The 23329-nt window shown below is 72.4% G+C and carries 14 protein-coding genes; 2 read left to right on the top strand and 12 right to left on the bottom strand.

Annotation, left to right across the window (positions count from 1 at the left end; translation table 11 throughout):
- Window positions 1-10: 10 nt before the first annotated feature.
- The 12 genes from J4709_RS48475 to J4709_RS48420 all read right to left on the bottom strand — a co-directional run bounded on the left by J4709_RS48475 (window position 11) and on the right by J4709_RS48420 (window position 19114).
- Window positions 11-4222 carry a glycoside hydrolase family 3 C-terminal domain-containing protein gene (locus J4709_RS48475; RefSeq protein ID WP_232385201.1) on the bottom strand — a complete coding sequence of 1404 codons (4212 nt, stop codon included), beginning with the start codon at window positions 4220-4222 and terminating at the stop codon, window positions 11-13.
- Window positions 4222-5073: an ABC transporter ATP-binding protein gene (locus J4709_RS48470; protein ID WP_208252276.1), complete on the bottom strand. Its 852-nt coding sequence runs from the start codon at window positions 5071-5073 to the stop codon at window positions 4222-4224. The genes J4709_RS48475 and J4709_RS48470 overlap by 1 nt, the downstream gene beginning before the upstream one ends.
- Window positions 5070-6908: a dipeptide/oligopeptide/nickel ABC transporter permease/ATP-binding protein gene (locus tag J4709_RS48465; RefSeq protein ID WP_208252275.1), complete on the bottom strand. Its 1839-nt coding sequence runs from the start codon at window positions 6906-6908 to the stop codon at window positions 5070-5072. The genes J4709_RS48470 and J4709_RS48465 overlap by 4 nt, the downstream gene beginning before the upstream one ends.
- Window positions 6905-7846 (bottom strand): ABC transporter permease, encoded by a 942-nt coding sequence (locus J4709_RS48460; protein WP_208252274.1) that lies wholly within the window; start codon window positions 7844-7846, stop codon window positions 6905-6907. Before J4709_RS48460 ends, J4709_RS48465 begins: the two co-directional genes overlap by 4 nt.
- Window positions 7847-7894: 48 nt before the next feature.
- Entirely contained in the window at window positions 7895-9424 is a 1530-nt protein-coding gene (locus J4709_RS48455) for an ABC transporter substrate-binding protein (protein WP_208252273.1), read from the bottom strand.
- Between the two features lie 314 nt (window positions 9425-9738).
- Window positions 9739-10677 carry a TauD/TfdA dioxygenase family protein gene (locus tag J4709_RS48450; protein WP_208252272.1) on the bottom strand — a complete coding sequence of 313 codons (939 nt, stop codon included), beginning with the start codon at window positions 10675-10677 and terminating at the stop codon, window positions 9739-9741.
- A 61-nt stretch (window positions 10678-10738) separates the two neighbouring features.
- The gene (locus J4709_RS48445) at window positions 10739-12085 is read right to left on the bottom strand and encodes an alkyl sulfatase dimerization domain-containing protein (RefSeq protein WP_208252271.1); all 1347 of its coding nucleotides are present in this window, start codon (window positions 12083-12085) and stop codon (window positions 10739-10741) included.
- A gap of 173 nt (window positions 12086-12258) precedes the next feature.
- The gene (locus J4709_RS48440) at window positions 12259-12873 is read right to left on the bottom strand and encodes a TetR/AcrR family transcriptional regulator (RefSeq protein WP_208252270.1); all 615 of its coding nucleotides are present in this window, start codon (window positions 12871-12873) and stop codon (window positions 12259-12261) included.
- A gap of 95 nt (window positions 12874-12968) precedes the next feature.
- On the bottom strand, window positions 12969-14495 hold the full coding sequence (locus J4709_RS56045; RefSeq protein ID WP_208252269.1) for a sensor histidine kinase: 1527 nt from the start codon (window positions 14493-14495) through the stop codon (window positions 12969-12971).
- Complete coding sequence (locus J4709_RS48430; RefSeq protein ID WP_372442245.1) at window positions 14492-15274, bottom strand: response regulator transcription factor; 783 nt, start codon at window positions 15272-15274, stop codon at window positions 14492-14494. Before J4709_RS48430 ends, J4709_RS56045 begins: the two co-directional genes overlap by 4 nt.
- Window positions 15275-15315: 41 nt before the next feature.
- On the bottom strand, window positions 15316-16857 hold the full coding sequence (locus J4709_RS48425; protein ID WP_208252268.1) for a streptophobe family protein: 1542 nt from the start codon (window positions 16855-16857) through the stop codon (window positions 15316-15318).
- Window positions 16858-16897: 40 nt separating this feature from the next.
- A complete protein-coding gene (locus J4709_RS48420) occupies window positions 16898-19114 on the bottom strand; it encodes an MMPL family transporter (protein WP_307802129.1) in 2217 nt (738 codons plus the stop codon).
- Window positions 19115-19514: 400 nt separating this feature from the next.
- Between J4709_RS48420 and J4709_RS48415 the strand changes: the two genes are divergently transcribed.
- Window positions 19515-21677, top strand: coding sequence for a hypothetical protein (locus tag J4709_RS48415; protein WP_208252266.1), 2163 nt, complete (start codon window positions 19515-19517; stop codon window positions 21675-21677).
- 152 nt (window positions 21678-21829) lie between these two features.
- Entirely contained in the window at window positions 21830-23071 is a 1242-nt protein-coding gene (locus tag J4709_RS48410) for a serine hydrolase domain-containing protein (protein WP_208252265.1), read from the top strand.
- The last annotated feature ends 258 nt before the right edge of the window (window positions 23072-23329 follow it).

The following is a 23329-nucleotide window of genomic DNA, read 5'->3' as shown; positions in this document are numbered from 1 at the left end:
GCGGGGAAGGTCAGGCGGTGACGTCGATCCGGGCGGTGAGCGGGGCGTCGGCGATGCTGGTGCCGACGTGCACCTGGAAGGTCCCGGGTTCGTGCCACCAGCCCGAGCCCGTCCATGCCGCCAGGGCGCGTCCCGGGACGTCGATGTGCACGGTGCGGCGTTCGCCGGGGCCGAGCCGGACGGCGGCGAATCCGGCGAGCCAGCGGACCGGGCGCTCGATCTCGCTCTCGTCCCGGCTCAGGTAGACCTGCACCACCTGCTTGCCGGGACGCTCGCCGCTGTTCTCCACCGTCAGCGAGAGCGGGACGTCGGCGCCCGCAGCGACGCGCTCCGGGGCGCGCAGGCCGGACAGGTTCCATTTGGTGTAGCCCAGGCCGTGCCCGAACCAGTACGCCGGTTGCGCGCCGGAACGCAGCCACGCCCGGTGGCCGACGTGAAGGCCCTCGGTGTAGTGGACCTTCCCTGCGACGGGACGGTCCGGGCCCACGGGCACCGATTCCTCGTCGTCCGGCCAGGTGGTGGGCAGGCGTCCGCCGGGCTCTGCATCCCCGGCCAGGACGCGCGCCAGCGCGGTGCCCATCTCCTGCCCGCCGAACCAGCCCAGCAGGACCGCGCCGGCCTGCTCGCGCCAGGGCATGAGCACCGGGCCGCCGGCGTTGACGACCACCACGGTGCGCGGGTTCGCCCTGGTGACGGCGTCGACGAGCCGGTCCTGGCGGCCCGGCAGTGCCAGCGTCGTGCGGTCGAAGCCCTCACTCTCGTCGCGGGGACCGGTCCCGACCACGACCACGGCGGCCTCGGACCGCTCGGCGGCGGCGACCGCGGCGGTGATCATCTCCTCCTCCGTCCCGGGGAGGGGCGCCAGCCCGAGGGCGACCGTGCAGACCATCGGCAGCGCGGTCGTCAGGTCGTAGGTCAGCGTGAGGTCGACCGGCGCCCCCGCGGTGAGCTCGACCGGGACGGTCGCGACCGGCGGGGCCGACAGGGCGCGGGCGATGTCGCCGGTGGTGCGGTGTTCCTCGATCACGGTGGATCCGTCGAGGTCGACCCGGACCGCGCCGGTGCAGGCCGCCCCGAGCAGGTGCCTCCCGGACGACTCCGGCGTGTACCGGGTCCGGAGGACGAGCGTGGTCGCGCCGTCCGGGAGGGTGCCCAGCCAGGACGCCTCGCTGCGGTTCCCGACCTCGTCGAAGAGCGTGTTCCCCGCGGCGTCGGTGAGGGTCGCGCGCATGCCGGGACGTCCCGAGACCGGGTCCAGCATCCGGTCCGGGACGAGCGGGAGTACCCCGTTCGGAGCGGCGGTGCCGATGTGGAAGTCGATGTCCGCGTCGGGGAACCTGCTGCGCAGGCCGTCGAGGGGCGAGACCACGTGCTCCGGCGTGACCGCCGCACTGCCGCCGCCCTGGGTGCGGGCGGCCAGGGCGGACGGGCCGATGACGGCGATGGAGCGCGGTGCCGGCGCCCACGGGAGCACGCCGTCGTTGTGGAGCAGCACCATGCTCTCGACCGCGAGACCGGTGACCGCCTCGGCCGCGGCGGCCGCATCGGCGCGCGTCACCGTCTCGCGCGGTGCCGCCTCGACGCCGTCGACCGCGCCCACCCGGGCCGCGAGGCGCAGGAGGCGGAGCACCTTCTCGTCCACCGCGGCCTCGGGCACCCTCCCCGCCCGCACGGCGCCGACGAGGGCGTCGCCCCAGGGGCTGAGCACGGACGGCATGACGAGGTCCTGTGCGGAGCGGGCCGACTCGTCGGTCGTCTTCACCGCGACCCAGTCGGACAGGACCGGGCCGTCGAACCCCCACGCCGACTTCAGCGGGTCGCGCAGCAGCGGATGCTCGCTCATCGTGGTGCCGTTGACGGCGTTGTAGGCCGACATCACCACCCAGGCGCCGGCCTCGGTCACCGCGCGTTCGAACGGGGCGAGGTAGACCTCGTGCAGGGTGCGCTCGTCGACCTCGGAACTGGCGGTGTGCCGGTCCACCTCGTAGTCGTTGGCGACGTAGTGCTTGGGGCAGGCGGCGACGCCGTGCGCCTGCAGGGCCTCGACGTACGACGCCGCCAGCACCGCTGTGAGCAGCGGGTCCTCGGACATGGCCTCGAAGTGGCGTCCCCCGTACGGAGAGCGGTGCAGATTGATCGTCGGTCCGAGGACGACGTCGACGCCCTTCCGGCGCGCCTCCTCACCGAGGAGGTCCCCGTACCGCCGAGCGCAGCCGGCGTCCCACGTCGCGCCGAGCGCGCTGCCGGACGGGAGGTTCAGCGACGGCTCCCAGCCGGCCCGCGCCTCGCCGCGGACACCGGCCGGGCCGTCGGAGAGCACCAGCGGGCGGAGGCCCACGACGGGGTCGCCGGGTAGCGTCCAGAAGTCCGCGCCGGTCAGGAGCCGGACCTTCGAAGGGAGGTCGAGCAGCCTCACGCGGTCGCGGAGGGCGCGCTCGGTGTCGGCACCGCAGGGAGCGGGCGCCAGCTCGGCTTCGATCCTGTGCAGCAACTCCACGCTGATGGAGGGGGTCGTCACCGCCAGCTTGTACAGCGAGAAGTGCGCGATCTTCGGCCGGAAGCCTTCATGGGCCAGCAGCGGCAGATGCCTCTCGATCACCTGGCGTCCACGGGGATCGTCGAGCAGCCTGCCGAGCTCGGTCAGGACGCCCAGGCCCTCGGACCGGAACAGCTCGGGAGGAGGGAGCGGAGCCGACGACGACGCCGCCTGCTCGCGCTGCGCCCGGGCCAGGAGGTGGTCGGGGCCCACGTCCCCGGTGGCGGGCAGGCCCATGCGCTCGAACTGGCCGGCCGGGGCGTCGTTCTCCCGCATCAGCTCCACCAGCAGCCCGGCCATCCGCAGTTCGAGCTCGTCGTCGGCCAGTGGCTCGCGCTGCTCCGGGTCGTTCTCGAGGTCGAACAGGAGCGTCCCGAAATGGTGGGGGCTCCCCCAGCCCAGCCCGGGGACGCGCAGCACCGGCGCCCCCTTGGTGAAGGAGAACGGCTCGGCCAGCTCGGCGCCGCGCAGTTCCGCGGGCGAGAACCGGGCCGTCATGTGCGCGGGCATGAGCGTGAACTCGTCCAGCGGCCGGTTCGCGGGCGTCGCGCACGCCCGCATGTAGACGTACCGGCCGTCGGTCACGTTGATGTGGCCGCCGTGGTTGCCGAAGAGGCCCGCCTCGCGGACGGGACGGTCGGTGGCGACGGTGGCGGCCAGCGGCACCCCACGCATGTCGGCGGTCCGCTCCACGCCGAAGTACTCCAGCAGCGTCGGCCCGAAGTCGATGGTCTGCACCAGGCTCTCCCGGCGCTCGCCGCGGACGCCGCTGCGCGGATCCCAGATGAACAGCGGGGTGTGGATGTTCTCGTCGTACCAGGGCTGCACCGACTTGCCCCACCATCCGTGCTCGCCGAGCAGGAGGCCGTGGTCGGTGCAGACGATGAGCATGGTGTCGTCCCACAGCCCGTGGGCGTCCATCGCGTCCAGCACCCGACCCAGCGACATGTCGCACATGGTCAGCAGGGAGGAGTACTCGGCGCGCAGATGGGCGACCGTCCCCTCGTCCTCGACGACGCGCCCGTAGGAGGGCCAGTCGAAATGCTCGCCCTCGTAGTCGTGCACATAGTGAGCGCGATGTTCGGGGTAGCTGAAGAAGGGCTCGTGCGGGTCGAAGCACTCGATCTGCAGGAACCAGCGGTCGCTGCCGTGGTTGGTCTCGATGAACTCAAGGCCGGCGTCCACCGTCCGGGTCTGGGAGTGGGTCTCCGGGGTCGGCATGTGCCGCCGGTTGATCCAGTCCTGCCGCCAGCCGAGCGACCCGGCCCGGCCCAGCGAGCTGTCCGGCATGTCGGGGTCAGCGACCTGCCCCTTCCATTTGTCGCCCTCCTGGCCCCTGAACAGCTCGTAGCTGTCGAACCGGCTGTGGTACGTCGCGCCGCCGTCCTCCCAGTAGTGGTAGTGGTCGGTGGTCAGGTGCGTGTAGACGCCGGCACCGGAAAGGAGCGCGGGGACCGAATCGTCGAACGGTTCGAGCGGCCCCCAGGAACGGTGGAGGAAGTTGTACCGGCCGGTGTGCAGTTCCCGCCGTGCGGGCATGCACGGCATGCTGCCGCCGTAGCAGTTGTCGAACGTCGCCGCATGCCGGCTGAGCCGTTCGAAATTGGGGGCGTGTATCCCCTGCGCACCGTAGGGCGGCAGGAAACGCCGGTTCAGCGTGTCGAACATGACCATGATGGCCTTCATCAGGACGCTCCTTGTCGCCGCGGGTCCACGTCGGTGCGCCGGCGGGCGCGGCGGCGCTCCCGCCGCTCGCGCTGCCGGAGCGGGTCGGCCACGGGAGAGGCCAGCAGGAGCTCCTCCGTGAAGCCGTGCGCGGGTTCGGACGTCACCTGGCGGCAGGTCCCGAACTCCACGACCTTCCCTCGCCGCATCACCGCCACCCGGTGGCTGAGATGCCGCACGACGGCGATGTCGTGCGAGACGAACAGGTAGGCGATGCCGGTCCGGTGCTGGATGTCGAGCAGCAGCCGCAGGATCCGGTCCTGGGTGGACAGGTCCAGGGCCGAGACGGGCTCGTCGCAGATGACCAGCTCGGGGTCCAGCGCCAGGGCCCGCGCGATCGCGACCCGCTGCCGCTGGCCGCCGGAGAATTCGCGGGCGTACCGGTCCGCCGCGTCGGACGGCAGCCCGACCCGGTCGAGCAGGTCGCCGACGCGCCCGCGCGCCCGGGCCTTCCCGGCGCCCGCCGCCACCAGCGGTTCGCTGAGGATGTCCGCCACGCTCATCGCCGGGTTCAGGGAGGTGTACGGGTCCTGGAACACGACCTGTATCCGGGCCGCCAGCGCTCTGCGTCCGGTCCGGGTGCAGGCGTGGATCTCGCCGCCGTCGTAGCGGATGCGGCCGGACGACACGGGCGCGAGCCCGAGGACGGCGCGGCCCACGGTGGTCTTGCCCGAGCCCGACTCGCCGACGAGCCCGACCGTCTCCCCCTTGCGGACGTCGAGCGTCACATGGTCGACGGCGGTGAACGGCGCGGCGCGGCGGCCCCGCCCCGGATAGCGCACCACCAGGTCTTCGATCTCCAGCAGGCTCACCGGCCGGCACCTCCAAGGCTCCTGTCGGGCGACGCCGAGGTCTTGCGGGCGTACGCGAGGTCCCACGCCGCCGAAGCCGCTTCGGCGTCGTAGTCGGGTCGCACGTGGCCTTCGTCGGGCACGGCGGCGAGCAGGGCGCGGGAGTGCTCGTGGCCCGGGGCGCGGAAGAAGACGTCCACCGGTGCCGTCTCGACCACGCGGCCGGCCCGCATCACGGCGACGTCGTCGCACAGGTCGGCGACGACGCCGAGGTCGTGCGTCACCAGCAGGATCGCCATGCGCATCTCGGCCTGGAGCCCGCGCAGCAGGTCGAGGATCTCGCTCTGCACGGTCACGTCCAGGGCGGTGGTGGGCTCGTCGGCGACGAGGATCCGCGGTTCCGTCGCGACGGCTCCGGCGATCAGCACGCGCTGTGCCATGCCGCCCGAGATCTGGTGCGGGTAGGACCGCATGACGCGGTCGGGGTCGCTGATCCCCATCCGGGCCAGCAGACCGCGGGCGCGGGCCCGCGCTTCGGCCCGGCCGACGCCCCGAGCCCGGAGCGGCTCGGTGAGCTGGTGGCCGATGGTGAAGGCCGGATCGAGATTGCTCATCGGCTCCTGCGGCACGTAGGCGATCGTGCGCCGGACGGTCCGTTCGCGCTCCGCCGGCGGCAGGCTCAGGAGGTCCACGCCGTCGAGCCGGATCTCGCCGGAGAGGATCGTCGCCTGCCGGGGCAGCAGGTCCAGCAGGGCGAAGGCTGTCTGCGTCTTGCCGGAGCCGGACTCGCCGACGAGCCCCAGCGTGCTCTCGGCGTTCAGGCCGAGCGTGGCGCCGCGAACCACCTCCACGAGTCCACCGGAGCCGTCCGGATAGCCGACGACCAGGTCGCACACGCTGAGCAGCTCGTCCGGACGGGGTGGCTTCGGCCTCGGACCGGGAACGGCGGGCGGGACGGGCCGGGACGCCGGCGAACGGTCACGCCCGCGCGGCCGCGTCGCGGTGTCCGCGCGTTGGAGCGCGTCGCGGACCCCGTTGCCCAGCAGGAGGAACGACATGACGGTCGAGACCATCGCCAGCCCCGGCCACACGAACAGCAGACGGTTGGTGTCCAGCGCCTCGAACCCCTCGCTGAGCATCCGGCCCCAGGTGATCGTGGACGGATCGCCGAGGCCGATGAAGTCGAGTCCGGTCTGCACCGTGACGGCGACGCCGGACATGACGCCGACCATCAGGACGACGGGCGCCCGGACGACGCGCAGGACGTGGCGCGCGATGATGCGGGCGTCGCCGAGCCCCGCGACCTTGGCCGCGTCGATGTACAGCTCGCGCCGCACCGCGTGCACCTGCGCCCGGACGAGCCGGAACACGGCCGGGGCCATCATGCAGCCCAGCGCCGTCATGCTGATCCACATCGAGGTGCCGAGACCCGCGATGATCGCCATCAGCACCATCAGCGAGGGCAGCGACATCGCCAGCCCGGCCAGCCATTCCAGCGCCGTCTCGGCCCACCCGCCGCGGTAGCCGGCGACCAGCCCGGCCGGGACCCCGAGCGCCACCGCGACGGTGAGGGCGACGGCCGCGCCGAGCATCGTCGCCTTGGTGGCCGCCACCAGGCGGATCAGGACGTCGCGGCCGCCGTTGTCGGTGCCCAGCAGGTGCCCGGGGGTGCCCGGCGGGGCGTTGAGGCCGTGCAGGTTCGCCTTCGCCGGGCCCGACGGGTCCACCCACCCGATGACGAACGCGGCGGCGAGGGCGGTGAGCGTGACGGCGAGCAGGACGAGCCCGGCCACGGTGAGCGGGTTGCGGACGGCGGCGCGCAGCGGGGACGCCCGTCGCGCCGGTGCGGCGCTCATGCCGTGCGCGCCTTCGGGACGAGCCACATCTGGGCGAGGTCGGTGAGCAGGTTGACCAGGATCACCATGCCGCCGGTCAGCAGCACCAGCACCATGATCACGGGCCGGTCGCCGGCGACCGTCGCGTCCACCGCCAGGGTGCCGAGGCCCTGGAGCGCGAAGACCTTCTCGACCATGAACGCGCCGCCGAGCATCGCGACGAAGGCCAGGGAGAGCGAGGTCAGCCAGGGCGGCGCCGCGTTGCGCAGCGCGTGCCGCAGCAGCACCGACCGCGCCGGGACGCCCCGCGAGCGGAGCGTGCGGATGTAGTCGGACTCCAGCACGTCGATCAGCGCGCCGCGGCCCTGGAGGGCCGCGCCCGCGACTCCGCCGAGCGCGACGGCGGTGACGGGCAGCGCCAGGGCGGCCAGCCAGCGTCCGGGCGAGGCGGTGAGCGGGACGTAGCCGAAGGCCGGGAAGATCGGCAGTTCGACCGCGAACGCGGTGAGCAGCAGCAGGGCGAGCAGGTAGCCGGGGACGGCGTGGGTGGTGAGCGACAGGATCTGGACGGCGCGGTCGATCCCGGCGCGCCCGGTGGCCGCGAGCACGGCCAGCAGCAGGCTCAGCCCGACGACGACGGCGAGGCTCAGCCCGACCAGCGACATCGTCACCGAGAGGCGCTGCCCGAGTCCCTCGATCGCCGGCCGCCCGGTCAGGTACGACCGGCCGAGGTCGCCGTGCAGCAGGTCGCCGGCCCACGAGGTGAACTGCGCGGGCAGCGGCCGGTCGACGCCGAGCTCGTGGTTCTGCGCGGCGACGGCGGCGCTCGTCGCGGACGGCCCGAGGATGGCGCGCCCCGGGTCGGAGCCGCCGAGGCCGGTGAGGAAGAACGCGGCGGTCGCCACCGCCGCCCAGAGGACGGCGGCCGCTCCGATCCGCTTGACCAGGATTCTCGTCATCGCCCCTCCCCCGCGTCCGCCGCCCGGTGCGTCGATGCCCTCACCGGTTCACCTCGCGGACCGCTGGAAGCGGACGAGGTCGGGCGGGCTGCCCTGGCTCTGCGCGCCGATCCGCAGGCCCGGCGCGGACGCCCAGGTCTCGAGCGGCGCCATGACCGGCGCGTACCACGCGTTGTCGACCAGCCAGCGGTTCACCGCCTTGAACGCCGCGTCCTGCGCCGCGCCCGGGGCGGCGCGCTGCGCGGTGCGGACGAGGCCGGCCAGCTCCGGATCGGAGGAGTGGAAGGGGTTCCAGGCCGCGCCGGGCAGCACCGAGGCCTGGATGTCCTCCCAGGGCGTCTTCGAGGACAGCGCGGTGAAGAACATCGGGTACTCGCCGCGCTGCATGGACTCGAGGATCTGCTGGGCGGGCACCTTCTTCCAGGACACCTTGATGCCGATGGCGCCGAGTTCCTGGTCGATCGCCGTGTTCAGCGCGGGGGTGCCGGCGAACGCGGTGAGGTCGGGCATGGTGACCGAGAAGCCGTGCGGGTAGCCCGCCTGGGCCATCAGCGTCTTCGCCTTGGCCACGTTCCGCGGGTACATGCCGGTCAAGGACGCGTCGTACGCCCCGGTGCCGCTCGCGAAGATCTGGTCGGTCTTCTGCGCTCCGCCCGGGACGATGGTGCTGGAGAACAGGTCGCGGTCGAGCGCCAGATTGATCGCCTGCCGCACCTGCACCTTGCCCAGGGCCGGCAGCGTCTTTCCGGCGCGGTCGGCGAGGACCAGCCCCTTCCAGCCGGTCGAGAACGTCGCGCTCGACATCCCTCGCGCCTTGAGCGACTTCAGCTGCGCCGGCCTGATCGGGGCGGCGTCGATCTGCCCTGCCTTCAGGCCGTTGAGGATGGTGTTCGGGTCCGTCAGGGCGACGATCTTCAGGTGGCCGAAGGGGAAGTCCTTCGCGTCCCAGAAGGTCTTGTTGCGGGTGTAGGACGTGGTTCCGGCGCGTGAGCCGGCCGCATCGTAGAGGTACGGGCCCGTTCCCACGGGCTTCTGCGCGACGGTCCCGGCGGCCAGCGCGCGGGGTGAGACCATCGCGCCGAGAGCCGAGGCGAGGTTCGACAGCAGCGCGGGGTCCGGTTCGGAAAGGTGCAGCACCAAACGGCCGGCCCCCGCCGCGTCGACCCGCTCGATGGAGGCGGCCATGGCCTTGTTGGGCCCGTCGGTCTTGCGGAAGCGGTCGATGTTGGCTTTGGCCGCCTGCGCGTCGAACGCCGTCCCGTCGCTGAAGGTCACGCCGCTGCGCAGGTCGAGGGTCAGTTCGGTCTGGTGGTCGCTGTACTTGAAGGAGGTGGCGAGCCCCGGCACGGGCCGCCGCTGCGCGTCGAGCCGCACCAGCGTGTCGTAGACGGCCTGCCAGTAGAGCAGGCCGGAGCCGGTGTTCAGCCTTGCCGGGTCGAAGGACGACATCGGGATCGGGACGGCGAGCGTCAGGTCGTCGCCGGCCTTCCCACCCGCTTCCGAGGACTGGTGGCAGCCTGCCAGCGTCGCCGTGCAGGCCAGCACGGCCGCCACGGCCAGGCTTCTGGGATGGCGCAAGGTTCACTCTCCTTGGGGGGATGGCGTGCAAGGGCCCACCCGTGGCGTGTCCTGGGATGCGGGTGAGAAGTGGCCGGCGTCGTTCGGGACGAGGAGGGGCCGGGCCATGGACGGCATCGCGGAGCCGGAGCGGCATGCCGCCGATGCGGTGAGGGGGTGGACGGACCGGCCGTCTCGCCGGTGCCGATCAGCGTCCCGAGAGCGATGGTCGGGACGTGGGGGCGCGCTGCTCGCCCCGGGAGGGGGTGCGGGCCGGAGGTGTCACATGTCCGGCTCGGTGGTGCGTGCGGGGCTCGGTGGCCGCCCGGCTCGTGTCAGCTGGGGCGGTCGCCCGTGATGGTCACGCGCTCCATGACCCGGCGGCGGGGGTAGTAGTCGCAGAGGGCGTAGTGCTGGGTGACGCGGTTGTCCCAGAACGCGATGGAGCCCGGCCTCCAGTGGAAGCGGACCTGGTACTCGGGGTGGCGGGCCTGGTCGGTGAGGAGGTCGAGCAGTTCGGCGCTCTCGGCCTCGCCGACGCCGTCGATGCGGGCGGTGAAGACGCTGTTGACGTAGATCAGCTTGCGGCCCGTCTCCGGGATCGTGCGGACGACGGGGTGCCGGACGGCCGGATACTTCGCCCGGGCCTCGGCGAGCTGGTCGTCGGTCATCAGCGTGCCGAAGCTCTGGGTGAAGTCGTGGGTGGCGGTGAGCCCATCGATCGCGGTGCGGACGTCCTCGGGGAGGCCGTCGTAGGCGGCCGCCATGTCGGCCCACATGGTGTCGCCGCCGATGTCGGGCACCTCGACCGCCCGCAGGATCGACCCGAACGGCGGGGTGCCGGTGAACGAGGCGTCGCTGTGCCAGATGTTCTCCACCCCCGGCGACTCGGCGTCGTGCGCCAGCCGGACGACCTCGGGGCTGCCGGCCTTGGGGAGGAACGGGTGGATCTGCGGCTCGCCCCAGTGCCGGGCGAACGCGGCGTGCTGCGCGCCGGTCAGGTGCTGGTCACGGAAGAACAGCACCTTGTACTCCAGCAGCGCCCGGCGGAGTTCGGCGAGCACCGGCTCGTCCAGCGGGCGGGACAGGTCGATGCCGGGGATCTCCGCGCCGATCGTCGCGCTGCACGGGACGGGGTCCAGGTGCGCGTACGGCTCTCCGGTGCCTCCGGTGGTGAGTTCGCGGGCGTCGAGCGCGGGCCGCGGGCCCTTACTCGGGGCCCTTCCGGTCGTGCGCGCCGACTTGAGGTCGATGGTGGTGTCGACGGGGTTCACGTCGTCTCCTCATGGTGTGCGGTTCAGCGGACGAGATGGCCGGGTCCTTCGTTCCGGCAGGTCAGGCGAACGGGCGGCCCGCCTGGGCGTAGGAGGCCGCGGAGTGGTAGATGTTGGTGGCCATCAGCCCCGGCTCGCCGGCCGCGCGCTCGGTGTAGATCCGGGCGACCTCGGCGCGGACGCCTTCGTCGCGGGGTGCGGCCTCCAGGGCGTAGTCGGCCAGGTGGCAGGCCAGCCGGAGGTCCGTGGCGGCGAGCGACGCCGCGCGTTCCAGCAGTGCGCGCACGCCCCCGGCGAGGTCGGCGATCTGCACCGCGACGTCCTGGCGGGGAGCGGGCTTGAGCTCGCTGGGGCGGCCGCTCCACCAGCCTCCGTAGTAGCGGATGACGTTGCGGACGATGAACTCCGCCTCGTCGTAGACGGGCTGGAGCCACGGGGACGCGGAGGTCGGGAGCTTCACCGCGCGGACCACGTCCACGTGGGGCGGGGAGCCGTTCTCCAGCGCCTCCAGCGTGCGCTCCACGATCTGGTCGAGCAGGCCGGCGGTCTCCAGCAGGACGCGGCGGACGAGGCCGGGGTCGTCCACGATCGGGCCGCCGTGTCCCGGGCACATCGAGCGGGCGCCGGTGGCGGCCATCGCGCGCAGCCCCTGCGCCCAGTCCCAGGGGTAGCGCTGCGCCTTCTGCGGGTTCCCCGCGTTGGGGACGCCCCAGATGATCAGGTCGCCGGGGCACAGCACGCCGCGGTCCGGGCAGAAGACCCACGTGTGGTCGTCGGTCTCACCCCTGCAGGCGTGCAGCTCGAAGCGCACGCCGCCGACCGAGAGCTCCATGGCGTCCTGGTAGTAGAGGTTCGGCGGATGCTCCGGGGCGCCGAAGCGGAGTTCGTCGGCGCGGAACGTCGGGTCGTCCGCCCGGCCCCCGAACTGGCGGCTGTTGATGACCGTGTTGTGCTCGGGGGTGCGCTCGTACCGGTTGAAGCGCTCGGCCATCGCGGCCTGCCCGATGATGCGGGGCAGGGGCTGCCCCTCGTAGAGGAAGGCGCCGAGGCCGAAGGCGTGGTCGACGTGCCCGTGGGTGTACACGGCGGTGTGCACGGGGAGGTCGGTGCGGTCCCGGATCCGTTCGGCCATGTCGGGCGCGAACAGCCGGGTCCCGGAGTCGACGAGCACCAGTCCCTCGCCGGTGGCGAACGCGGTGACGCCCGACCCGGTGGAGGCGAACCAGGTGTCGGGAGCGACCTCGACGGGGCCGCCCGTCCAGAAGAACTTGGCCTCGCTCGGGCTGCGGTCGCCCGGCTCCATCCACTGGCTGGACGGGTTGCGGGCGGCGCTCTCCTGCTCGTCGTGATGCTCGGGGTCCTGGTGCTCGGGGTCGTGGTGCAGCATTTCTTGGTTCTCACCGCTCACGGGTGGACCTCCTGCCATTTCGCGGTCATCGGCCGCACGGGCCACAATGCCCGCCAGTTCTGTTCTCTGGTCATTCGAATTGAAATTCACATGGGCAGCGCAAGGCCACGCTCGCGCCACCGGCCGGGCGGCCGGGACGCGCACGTCGGAATTCTGGAGTTATTCGAGCCGTTCTATGGGGCCGGAAAGGACGACGGAGCCGTCAGCAGTCCGGTGACGGCGTCGATCACCGCGACCGTCAGCTCCTCGGGGTCGTCGCCCTCGCCGTCCTGGCCGTCCTGGCAGCGCTGCTCGAGGTCGGCGATGCCCGACAGGATCAGCTCACCGGTCCAGCGGATCCGCAGCATCGCCTGCGCTTCGGGCAGATGCGCCATCCGCTCGGTGAGCAGCCAGCCGGCGGCGACGGCCTCCTCGAGGCCGCCCGCCTCGGGCAGCGCGCCCACCTGCCGGCCCACATGCTCGAAGAGCCGGTTCAGGAAGCGGACGTAGTGGCTGCCCGGCCGGGCGGCCTGTTCGGCCAGCGGGCGGACCAGGGCCTCGACCACCGCGCGGGTGCCGCTGGCCGCCCCCACGGACTTCAGCAGCTCGCGCCGCCGGGCGTCGATCACGTCCAGCCGGTGCCGGAAGATCGCCTTGATCAGGGACTCCCGGTCGCCGAAATGGTACTTGGCCGCGGCGGTATTGCGCTGCTCGGCGGCGACACTGATCTGCCGCAGCGAAGTGCCGTCGATGCCCTGGACCGCGAACAGCCGCTCGGCGGTGAGCAATATCAACGTCTGCGTCGTCACGTCCCCTACCTTAAACCACGCGGTTTAAGCGGTCAATGGATTCAGGTTCGGAAGGTGGATGGGAAACGGGGGAAGGCTCCGGAACCGCGGCACCGCTATTTCTCCTCCGACGGGAGCAGGACACGGAAGGTGCAGCCCGTACCGGGCGCGGTGACCAGCTCGATACGGCCGCCGTGCGCGGTGACCAGCGCGTGCGCGATGGCCAGGCCGAGACCCGACCCGCCGCCGACGGTCCGGCTGCGGGAGTCGTCGGCCCGGTAGAAGCGGTCGAAGACGCGGTGCCGCTGCTCGTCGGTCAGCCCGGGCCCCTCGTCGGCGACCTCCAGCACGGCCCGGCCCTGCTCGGTGCCCACGCCGATGCGGATCGGCGTTCCCGCCGGCGTGTGCGCCACCGCGTTGCCCACCAGGTTCGCGACGACCTGCCGCAGCCTGGCCTCGTCCGCCAGCGCGGGGGCGCTGGCGGGACGGCCGCCGCCGGGCCCGGTGAGAGTGACCGGACGGTCGGCGTCCAGCGCCCGGACGTCGTGCAGCGCGTCGGCCGCCAGCGTGCGCAGGTCCATCGGGGTCGGGTCGAGGCCGAAGGCCGGGTCGGGGCGGGCGCGGTGCGGCGCGGCCTCCTCGTCCACCCGCGCCTCGTCCACCCGGGCGAGCAGGAGCATGTCCTCCACCAGCCGCGTCAGGCGCGCGGACTCCTCGGCGATCCGGTTCATGGTCTGGTCGATGTCGGCGCGGTCGGGCAGCGCGCCCATCCGGTAGAGATCGGTGTACCCCTTGATCCCGACCAGGGGCGTGCGCAGCTCGTGGCCGGCGTCCGCGAAGAAGCGCCGCATCCGCGCCTCGGCCTCGGCCCGGCCGCGGAAGGCTTCGTCGATCTGGGCGAGCATGCCGTTCAGGCTCGCGGTGAGGCTCCCGACCTCGGTGTGCGGGCCGGCGGACTCGGGGACCCGGCGCGAGAGGTCCCCCGCGGCGATCGCGGCCGCGGTCTCCTCGATCCGGGTGAGCGGGCGCAGTCCCGAACGCACCGCGAACCAGCCGGCCCCCGTGAGCGCGGCCAGCAGCACCACGCCCGCGATGAGCGAGACGGCCCGCGTCCTGGCGACGGTCCGGTCCACCTCGTCCAGGGCCGTCGCGACGACGACGCTCCCCGCCGGCGCGCCGCCCGGTTCCCCGGCGACCGGCTGCCGGGGCAGCGCGATCACCCGCCAGCGGTGGTCCTCGTCACGGGCCGGGACGGTGAACGGGCTCCCGTGCCGGGCCACGACGGCGGCCGTGCCGAGCCGGGGAAGGACGGGACCGCCGCCCGGCGGCAGGGTGCTGGAATCGAAGACCCTGCGCGCCGACCCGTCGGGGCCGAGGAAGGTGACGACCGTGTCGCCGAGCACGCTGAGCGTCCGCGTCTCCCGCGGCGCCCCGGAGCCGGCCGGCTCGGGCACCCGGGCGGCGATCTGGCCGGTCAGGACGAGCCGGTCGTCCACCCGGTCCTGCAGGTAGCCGCGCAGCGCCGTGCCGACGACCGCCCCCGCCACCACCAGCCCCACCGTGACCAGCGCGATCGACAGGCACAGCAGGCGGGTGCGCAGCGACAGCCGCCGCAGCGGGTGCCGGAGTCCGGGGCGTCTCACGGCCGCGGCCCGCGCACGATGTACCCCACGCCGCGGACCGTGTGGATGAGCTTGGGTTCCCGCGTGTCGACCTTGCGCCGCAGATAGCTGATGTAGGTGTCGACGATGCTCGGGTCACCGCCGAAGTCGTAGTCCCACACGCTCAGCAGGATCCGGCTCTTGGACATGGTCCGCCCGGCGTTGGCCATCAGGAAGTGCAGCAGCCGGAACTCGGTCGGCGAGAGCGGCACGGTGCGCCCGCCGCGGGCGACGTGATGGCTCTCCGGTTCCAGGACCAGGTCGCCGACCACGAGCCGGCTCGGCCGCTCTCCCCTGGTCCGGCGCAGCACCGCGTGGATGCGGGCGACGAGCTCCTCGAGGTCGAACGGTTTGGTGATGTAGTCGTCGCCCCCGAGCCGCAGCCCCCGGATGCGGTCCTGGCGGTCCTCGCGGGCGGTGACGAACAGGACGGACACCTCACCGCCGCGGCCGTCGCGGAACGGCTGCGGCATCGCCCGCAGCCGCCGGATCACCTCGAAGCCGTCCATGTCGGGGAGCATGACGTCCAGCAGGATCAGGTCGGGCGGGCGGCGCTCGGCCAGTTCCAGCGCCTCCCCGCCGGTCTCGGCCGCGTCCACCTCGAAGCCCGCGTAGCGCAGTGCCGTGCGCAGCAGTTCCCGGACGGTCGGCTCGTCGTCCACGACGAGCAGGTGGTCCTTGCGTTCCGCCGTGTCCGACGGGCCGGTCGACGCCGTCATCGTGTGCTCTGCCGCCTTACTGAGTGAAGCCTTGTCGCTCATGACAGATCCTGCCCCCGGCACATCATCGACAATCGAGCAGGTCATCGGCGTGCGGGCGGCCCGGCGAGGGCCTTCTCGCCACGCGGCGACCGCCGGGCGGCTCCGGTGCCGTGCCCGGCCCGCCGGGTCCGGCGCCGCGCCCGGCGGCCCTGCAGAAGGCTGCCCGCGCAGACCGCGAGAACCGCCGCACAGGGAGCGCCGAGGGCGGAGATCCCTACCGCTCCGTCCAGCGCGGCCTTCATCCCGCCCATCTCCGTGCCCATGACGCGGAAGCCGATCTGAAGGGTTCCCCGCGCCAGGAAGCACATCACCAGCGCGGACCCGCAGACGATGGCGGCGGCGCGCAGCCCGGACTCCATGTGGCGGCCCACCATGGCCTGCACGTCCTGGCGCAGCGACCGGGCCGGGGCGCGCCCCGCCGCCAGGTAGCCCGCGACCAGCAGCATCGCCGTGAGCAGCAGCAGGCCGATCAGCCACAGGGGCACCCCGCTCCCCGACCAGCCCGGCAGCGAGATCATCCGGTCGCCGCCCCCGCCGTCAGCACCGCTTCCGCCGCCCATGCCGCCCATGCCGCCCAGCATCCCCATCATGCCGCCGGCCTGCCCTTGCTCACGGTGCACCCCGGCCTGCCACGGTTCGCCCACTCCGGACGTGAGCAGGACGCCCAGCAGGTTCGGCCCGGCGAGCAGCAGCCCGCCCGCGGCCTTGCCCGCCTGCTCCCGTCCCGCCCAGGCCGCGCCGGCGGCGAGCAGGCCCGTGAACAGGAGAAGGGAGCACAGGGCGGTGGACACCCCGGTCAACGCCGACGCGACGGGGTTCCAGCACCGGCGCGCCCGGCTCTGCTCGATGGGGCGGGGCAGCCGCGTCCGGCGGGCGACCAGGCATCCGATCGCGATGACGGCCATCGCCCAGCCCAGTCCGAGGAGCGTGGTCATGACGATGTCGGTGTGGAAGTCGACCTTCGACAACGCACCGCCGCCACCGCCACCGCCGCCCAAGAGCTTGCCGAGCCCGCCACCACCGAGGCCGCGGCCTGAGCCGCCCTTGCCCATCCGCTCCGTCAGCGCATGCGGCAACTGAGCCGTGCCGTGGGCCAGGGACGCCACGACCGGTACGGCGAAGGCACAGGCGAGCAGCGTCCCGGCGACCCTGGCCGTGAACTGGCCGGCGGTGGCGCGGACGCGGCGGCGCAGCGGACGGAAGAACAGGATTCCCAGCACGACCGTTCCGACGAACGTCAGCATCAGCGGCACCGCGGCGACGTGCCCGGCCGCTCCGAGGCTCATGCCGCCGGACGCCCCTCCGAGCCCGAGCCCGCCGAGCATCCCCGCCGCGCCGCCGGGGTCCCCGCCGGAGCCGCCGGTCAGGGTGACCCTGCCGCCGACCGCCATGCTCACCAGGGTGGGCACCAGCCGGGTGAGCGGCGCGATCGGATCGCCCATCGCCGTGATCGCCGCCGCCGCGGTGAGCGCCATCGCGGCGAGTGCTCCGGCCGCGGCCAGAACGCCCTCGGTCATGTGCCGCCAGGTCGCGCAGCCCCGCAGGGAATCGGGCGCCGCCGACGTCTCATGTCGAGCAGCCATCATCGATCTCCTTCCTCTGATCGTCATTGCGGAGGGGAGGTCAGGAATTGCGGGCCGGCGCAGTGACCTGCGCGCCCCCGGCGTCCGCGGGCGCCGGCCCGTCGGCCGGACGTTCGGGCGGCCCGGTCAACCGCGCGCCCTCCACGTCGAGGTCCGGGACCGAGCGCCGCATCCACCGGGGCAGCCACCACGCGCGGTCGCCGAGCAGCGCCAGGACCGCGGGCACCAGCGTCATGCGCACCACGAACGCGTCCACCGCCACGGCGGCCGCCAGCCCGAACCCCATCGTCTTGATCATCTGCTCGTCGGAGCCCAGGAACGCGGCGAAGACCGAGATCATGATCAGGGCGGCGGCGGTGACCACCCGGGCGCCGTGCTCGAAGCCCGCGACGACCGCCTCCCGCGGCGAGCGGCCGTGCACGTACGCCTCGCGCATCCGGGTCACCAGGAAGACCTCGTAGTCCATGGCCAGCCCGAACACGACGCCGATGAGGAAGATCGGCATGATCGACATCACCGGGCCCGGCTCGGCCACACCGAGCGGGCCGCTCAGCCAGCCCCACTGGAACACCGCGACCACGGCGCCCAGCCCGGCCGCGACCGACAGCAGGAACCCCAGCGCGGCCTTGAGCGGGACCAGCACCGACCGGAACACGGCGATCAGCAGCACGAAGGCCAGCCCGACCACGAGCGAGAGGTAGGGCGGCAGCGCATCGGCGAGCTTCTGGGAGACGTCGACGTTCATCGCGGTCGAGCCCGAGACCAGGACGCGGGCGTGGTCGTCGCGGGCCAGTCCGGGCGCGCGCAACGCGTGCACCAGATCGGTCGTCGCCGCGCTTCCCGGCGCGGAGGCCGGTATCACGGTCAGCACGGCGGTGTCGCCGGACGGGCTCACCACCGGCGGCTTGACCGCCGCGACGTCGCGGACGTCGCGGATGCTCCCGGCCAGCCGCTGAGCGACGGCACCGGCATCGCCGCCCGCGGAGCCGTCGGGCTGGACGACCACCGTCAGCGGTCCGTTGTAGCCGGGCCCGAAGCCCTCGGCGACCATGTCGTAGGCGCGCCGCTGAGTGGTGGACGTCGGCTTGCTCTCGTCACCGGACAGGCCCAGTTTCAGCGAGGTCACCGGAACGGCCAGAACCGCGAGCACGGCGACTCCGGCGAGCAGGAGGGCCGCCGGGCGGCGCAGCACGAACCGCGCCCACCGCACCCCCAGTGCGGGCTTGGCCGAGCCGCCGGCGCCGCGGCGACGCCGGTCCCGCGCCGGGCCGACACGGCGGCCCGCGATCCCGAACAGCGCCGGGACGAGCGTCACGGCGATCAGCACGGCGAGCGCGACCGTCCCGGCGGCGGCGAGGCCCATCTGCGTCAGCACGGGGATGTCCACGACGCACAGCCCGGCGAGCGCGATCACCACGGTCAGCCCCGCGAACACCACGGCCGATCCGGCGGTGCCGGCCGCGTGCGCGGCGGCCTCCCGACGGTCGCGCCCGGCGGCCAGCTCACCGCGGTAGCGCGAGACCACGAAGAGGGCGTAGTCGATGCCCACCGCCAGCCCGATCATCGTCGCCAGCGCCGAGGTCGTCGAGCCGAGCCCGAGGACGCCCGACAGCGCCTTGATCCCGCCGATCCCGAGCCCCACGCCCAGCAGCGCCGTGAGCAGCGGCAGCCCCGCCGCCAGCAGCGCGCCGAAGGTGATCACCAGGACGACCGCCGCCACCAGCAGACCCAGCGCCTCGGCGGAGTGACCGCCGCCGGGCGACGAGACGGCGTTGCCGCCCACCTCGACGTCCAGCCGCGCCGAATCCGCGTGCCGCACCGTGTCCAGCAGCGCACCGCGCGCCTCATCCGACATCTCAGTGCCGGAGACCGTGTAGGACACCTGGGCGTAGGCGGTCGTGCCGTCCTTGCTGACCGTTCCCGTCCGGTAGGGGTCGGTGACCCGGGCGACCTGCGGCTCCTTGCCGAGCTCACCGACGGCCTTGTCGACGGCCTGCCGGTTCGCCGCGTCGGTGACCTTGCCGTCCTCGGCCTTGAAGACCACCCGCGCAGTGGCGCCGTCGGCGTTCAGGTCGGGGAACCGCTGGTCGAGGAGGTCGTAGGCGTGCTGCGCCTCGGTGCCCGGCATGGAGAAGTCGTTCGGCGGCGCGGCGGGGCTTCGTGCACCCAGCACGCCGATCAGGAGGAACAGGGCCGCCCACACCGCGGCCACCCACCAGCGCCTGCGGAAGCAGAACCGGCCCACTCTGTACAGCACACTCGCCACGGAGATCGGCTCCAGATCACATCGACTACGGGACCGCACCGCTGCCGGCTCGCAGGCCGGACTTCCTCCGCCGAACGGAGGCGGCCGCCCTGAGAAGAGGCGGCACCGCGGCGACGACCCCCGAGCCTGGCAGCCGTCCCTGGCCGTTCCCGGAGCGTTCCTGTGAGCTTTCTGAGAGGCCGAGCCCTGAACCCGCCGAACCGATGCGCGCACGGGTGGCTCCGCGCATCCGCCACCCGATATCCACAAAGAACTCTCAGCGGAGCGGCAGAGTCCGAAGCGCGACACCGCGACCGATCCGGCTTCGGCTGGGCGAAGGGGGGCCTTGAAAACGGGAGGACGTGAGCGGACGGGTCTGCCAGCCTGGTGAGCCGATCATGGAGGAGGCTCTATGCCGGACGGCGATGAAGCGTCGTTCCTCGGGGAGTTCGGTCAGCGGCTGCACAGCGGCGACCTCGGTGTCGTGTGCGATGCGCTGAGCGATTACCAGCAGGCGCAGGCGGACACCAGGTGGGGAGTGGACAACCCGTACCGGCCGCTGGACAACGAGGTACTGTTCGTCGCCCGCGACCTCCTCGACCGGGCTTCCGCACTCGACGACGAGAACCGGCATCGGGCGCTCTCCTGGTCGCTCACCATGGTGTGGCACCTCGGGGAAGACGAGGACGCCGACCGGATCGCCGCGATCCTGGAGACCACCTCCGATCCCGAGCTGCGGGAGGAGGGGGTGATGGCCGCGTCCACTGCTCTCGAGGACGCGGAGGAACCCAACCCTCGGCTCCTGGCGGCCGTCCGCGCGATCGCGCTCGACGAGAGCCTGGACGCACGGGATCGCGGCTCCGCGATCCATGCCCTGGGCGGTCTCGACATGCCCGAGGTGGAGGCGCTCTTCGTCCGCCTTACCAAGTCCGGCGACGTCCAGGTCCAGGTCAGCGCCGCCGGGCAGCTGGCATCGCCCAAGAAGGTCCGGGTGCATCGCGAGCTGCTCCAGCAGCTCGTCGACTCCTGGCCGGAGGACGCGGGCCTCTTTTCCAGGGACGTGCGTGATGCGCTCGCGGGCTTCCACAGCACGTTCTGGAAGGACGCCCGCCTGAACGATCCGGCCCTCCGGACCGCTCACGACGAGCTGCGTTTCCCGCTGACCGACGAGACGTGCCTGGAGGCGTTCACCACGCTGCTGCGCAGCGACGACCCCGTCGCCGTGGGCATCGCGCTCGACCACTACAAGGACTCGGAGGGGCTGCGGCACGTCCTGGACGACTCCGACCTGGCGGACGCCTACCTGCCCGAGGTTCTGGAGCGCGCACGTGAGGTGCTCCGTCGTCCGCTCTCGCCCGCCGAGGTGAGCGCGCTGCACATGATCGGGGCGCAGCACGCGGAACCGGAGGACGCCGATCTGCTGGTCGACATCCTCGGCCGGACGGATTCCGACACCGTTCGGCATGAGGCCATCTGGATGGCGTACGGGCTCTTCGACGAGACCGAGACGGCGGACGCCCGCCTCGTCGAGGCGGTGAGCAATGTGATCTTCGACCCGTCCTCCGTCTCCCGCGGTACCAAGGAGACGGCGATCCGGATCCTGGCCGACGGGCTCGGCGCGGGCGCCGACGACGTCCTTCTGCGTGCGATCCGCGAGGGCGAGCCGCACGTGCAGGTGCACGCGGTCTCCTACCTGGTGCGGACCGGCGGCCTGGACCGCCACCGTGCGGTCATGGAAGACCTCGCCGAAAGCTGGGAGGAGCGTCCTCCGGCGCGCTTCTGGGGCAAGAACCCCGTCGACCTCGTCTTCGGGAAACCGCACAGCGTTCACTGGAAGGGGCTCCGGCTGAAGGACCCGGACCTGCATGCCGCGCACAAAAGGCTGCGCCTCCCCACGGTGGACGAGTCGTATCACGCCGCCATGCGCACGATGCTCGAGAGCGGCGACGTGGCCGCGGTCGGCATCGCCCTGGACCATTGGTGGGACCCGGCGGGCGCCCTCGCACGAGGTGGCGAAGAGGCGCGGCGACCGGCGAGGGCGCTCGTCCTCACGCTGATACAGGAGATCCTGCGGCAGCCGCCGTCCCCGCCCGAACTCAGCCGCGAGTACGGCCCCCACGCCGCCCATCTCACCGCCCTGTCGGCGCTCGGGATCGCCGCGAAGGACGACCTGTCCGTGCTCGCCGACTCGCTCGAGAGCGCCGGCCCGCTTCGCGACCAGGTCCTCGACACCGTGAGGGACGTGCTCTGGTCCATCGAGCACTCCCACCCCCGGCTCGTCCAGGCCCTTGGGGACATCGTGTGCGACGAAGCCGTCCCGATGAGCGAGCGCGGTCAGGCCCTGTATCTGCTGGCGGAGGTTCCGAGCGGCAACTCCGTCGACGCCCTCTTGAGCGCGACCCGCTGCCCGGAAGCGGAGATCCAGGCGGCCGCCGCCCTGGTCCTCGCACGGGGCGAGACGTTCGAAGAGCACCGTCCGCTGATCCAGGCTCTCGCCGCGAACTGGCCCACGGAAGACGTCCCGACCGAGGTCGTCGAAGTGCGCGAGCTTCTCGAAGACTCGGACGAAGAGTAGGTCTCCTCGCCCCTCTGCCGTGCCGCTTCCCGCGGCTTCGAAGGTGAAGCCAGCACCACCTCCAAGTCGGATATCACCGTTACCGACGATGATCTCGCCGACCGGCACGCTGGTGATCGTTCCTGAACAGCCGGGTTCAGAAGGAGGCACAGATGACAGGAACGTTCAGGCGCCGTACGGCAGTGGCGCTAGCCGGTGTGGCCTCACTCGCGGTCGCCGCCATCGCGACCGAGCCGACGTTTGGCGCGACCGGGCCGACAGCGGCGGGAAGGATCGCGGGCGTCTCGACGCACACGGCGACCGGATTGGATCCGGTGGCGCTGCAGAAGGCGATCGACATCCAGCCGAATGATCACGTGGCCGGGGTCGTCGCCCGCGTGCGGCAAGGGGACCGGCAGTGGTCCGGGCAGGCGCCGGACACTGTGACCGGCAAGCCCGTTGCGTTGAACGCCCATTTCCGGATCGGCAGCATCTCCAAAACGTTCGTGGCGACGATCGCCCTTCAGCTCAGTGCCGAACACGTGATCGACCTCGATCGCTCTGTTCAGAGCTATCTTCCCGGGCTGCTGCCGGATCGCTACCAGCCCATCACCGTCCGGCAACTCCTCGACATGACCAGTGGTCTGCCGAACGCCGGCGGTGCCGCCGAGTCGGTCGATCAAGTGATCGCCCAGAGACAGAAGTATCAGCCGCTCAGCCGGCTCATCCAGCAGGCTTTGCGTCCCAAGGGTCGGCCCTGGCCCGGTCCACAATTCGCGCCCGGCACAAAGCAGTCGTACAACACCTTGAACTACCGGATCGTCGCCGACCTCATCGAGAAGCGGACCGGGCACTCCTCTGCGAACGAGCTCAACGCCCGGATCGTCCGACCTCTGCATTTGACGCAAACGCTTCCGGACGTCTCGTCCGCAGGTCGAATCCGGCCGATGCCCCATCCCTACTTGCATGGATACATTCCGAACAGCAAAGGAACGCTCGTCGACGTCAGCCAACAGGCCGGCGACGACACCGGCATCATCTCCACACCCCGCGACATCGACCGCTTCTTCTCCGGCCTGTTCGACGGCAAATTGCTCCGGCCGGCACAGTCGAAGCAGATGATGGCCGTGCCGGACGTCCCCTACGCCGACTCAAGTGATTGCGCCATCGGATCCGATAAGGGGAAAGCCTGTTACGCCCTCGGCCTTGAACGCCTGGAGCTCAGCAACGGAACAACGGTGTGGGGTAAGACCGGGCATGATCTCGGCTATGCCGGAGCGTTCTTCCGCACACTCCCCGGATCCGGCGCGGGGGATCTGCGTTTCCTCTACGCGGTGGCCCAGGCGTCACTGACCGGGGGCCTGCCTCCCACGGCCCCTCGCCTCGCGGCCGCCGCGGGCCTGCCGCTGAATTGACCGGGCGTTCAGCCTGAACGGGATGGACGCCGGCGTATGGAGCCGAGCTTCTCAACGATGTTGGACGAGCGGCTGCGCCGGTTGACTCAAGGGCATGACGAACACCACCACGAACACCGCGGCGACCACCACCACGACCACCACGGAGAACGGTCTCGTCCTCGTCCTCGGCGGGACCGGGAAGACCGGCCGGCGGGTCGTCGAGCGGCTGGAGGCCCTGGACGTGCCGGTCCGGATGGGCTCGCGGTCGGCCGACCC

The sequence above is a fragment of the Actinomadura violacea genome (assembly GCF_017573465.1).
Taxonomy (GTDB): domain Bacteria; phylum Actinomycetota; class Actinomycetes; order Streptosporangiales; family Streptosporangiaceae; genus Spirillospora; species Spirillospora violacea.
The sequence above is the reverse complement of the archived record's forward strand: the minus strand, read 5'-3'. Positions and strand labels throughout refer to the sequence as shown.

Coding starts and splice junctions, on each gene's coding strand:
- J4709_RS48475 (WP_232385201.1), bottom strand. CDS start 4,222: ATGAAGGCCATCATGGTCATGTTCGACACGCTGAACCGGCGTTTCCTG.
- J4709_RS48465 (WP_208252275.1), bottom strand. CDS start 6,908: ATGAGCGCCGCACCGGCGCGACGGGCGTCCCCGCTGCGCGCCGCCGTC.
- J4709_RS48460 (WP_208252274.1), bottom strand. CDS start 7,846: ATGACGAGAATCCTGGTCAAGCGGATCGGAGCGGCCGCCGTCCTCTGG.
- J4709_RS48430 (WP_372442245.1), bottom strand. CDS start 15,274: ATGAGCGACAAGGCTTCACTCAGTAAGGCGGCAGAGCACACGATGACG.
- J4709_RS48425 (WP_208252268.1), bottom strand. CDS start 16,857: ATGGCTGCTCGACATGAGACGTCGGCGGCGCCCGATTCCCTGCGGGGC.
- J4709_RS48415 (WP_208252266.1), top strand. CDS start 19,515: ATGCCGGACGGCGATGAAGCGTCGTTCCTCGGGGAGTTCGGTCAGCGG.
- J4709_RS48410 (WP_208252265.1), top strand. CDS start 21,830: ATGACAGGAACGTTCAGGCGCCGTACGGCAGTGGCGCTAGCCGGTGTG.